Consider the following 1,484-nt stretch of genomic DNA (forward strand, 5'->3'; position numbering starts at 1 on the left):
AAGCCCTTATCGCGATGTCGACACTCACGCGGGGAGGTGCGTGTCCTACTCTCCCGCAGCGTAATTGACCCACAGAAAGATCAATAGAGCCACATCTCGCCGAGCTGCCGCACGTACGGGCGCCGCGATGAGCGGACACGTACTCACCAAGGCGATCATGGATGAGTGGCGGCCATGGGATCTACCGAGGTCGGAACTCGCCGCGCTGGCCACGACCATCCTCGAGGACTCCACCGCGGCGGAACGCTGCGTCGACCAGATCCCGACGACGTCCTGGAACGTGTCGCCCGCGCCGCCGCCGACACGCGGGCTCGGGAACAGCACGTGTGGGCGACCTCGGTCGCCGGCCGGATACAGGATCTGCAGACCGCGCTCACCGAGGCTGCCAGGCGATCAGCACCTCGAAGGCGGTGGTCAACAACGCGCTCATGACCGCGGCGTGCCGTCGTTTCATCCCGGTCAGCGCGCGCGATCCCACATGGACCATGCGTTACGCCCGCCGGAGTTCCGAGCGTGATACCCCCTCCCGGAAGGCGGCCGAGGAACGCGAATGGACCGACTACATCAAGGCGAAGGCCGACGAACTCGCCGGGACCGCAGCCGATCACGCCGAGCGCATCCCGCGGTGCCGTCCATGCTCTGCGGACCGCAGCCCCACCCGAACTCACACTGAGCGCACAGGATGACCGACGCCATGCACTGATGGCCGACGGCGGGTGGACCGCGGCGGAGGCAGCCGCCGTCGGCCGGAGCCTACTGGCCGCCGGCCTGTCCTCGACGCAGATCGAGCGGCTGCGCAACGGCGAGCAGCTCACCGAGGTCCCCCTCGGCGTCCAGCAGTACCTGCACATGTTCTAGGGCAATCTCGACGCGAAGGATCTGTTCGCGCTCCACACCGCCATGACCGAGCTCCAGGATCCGTCCCGCCACTCCTGGTGCAGCGCTCTCGGCCAGGGACTTCTGGTCCTCTCGAACGAGAACGTGGGCACCAACACCGGATTCGAGTATCTGCCACAGTGGGCACAGGCCTGGGCCGGCAATCGCGGTTGGAACAATCCCGATCGCATCCGCAGCCGCGACGTACCCATGGCACGGTTGCTGCGCAGCACCCACGGGGTTCCGCCCGGCGAGCGATTCGGCACCGAACTGATCCGTAAGGCAGCTGCCGGTGCACGCCGAACCACCGACGGCAGCGATCTCCTCCATCCCGCGGCCCCCTATGGCGATTCGTCGGATGACTCCGACGCCGACATGCGCAAGTACGAGTACACGATCAGATCCTTCCTGGACGTGGGTACCCGGAATCACGAGGCATCGGCGGCGTTCCTCTCGGGTGAGGTTCCCCAGTTTGAGTGGACACCCGAGGTAGTGGGGCTACGGGTCCTGCTAGAAGGATGTCACTATGTCCAGGACGCGTCGGTCGTTTACGCCTGAGTTCAAGGCGGAGGCTGCTCGTCGGGTGATTGATGGCGGCCGCCCGATCT

General features: G+C 66.2%; 1 protein-coding gene and 1 pseudogene. Both read left to right on the forward strand.

Annotated elements, in window-relative coordinates:
- The first annotated feature begins 702 nt into the window (after positions 1-702).
- Positions 703-858, forward strand: a complete 156-nt coding sequence (locus ACWDUA_RS25540; protein WP_449753820.1) for a hypothetical protein — start codon at positions 703-705, stop codon at positions 856-858.
- Positions 859-873: 15 nt separating this feature from the next.
- Positions 874-1,434 (forward strand): annotated as a pseudogene (locus ACWDUA_RS25545) (TPR repeat region-containing protein); the annotation flags it as partial.
- Positions 1,435-1,484: the final 50 nt, after the last annotated feature.

This window comes from Gordonia sp. NPDC003376 (genome assembly GCF_053589235.1).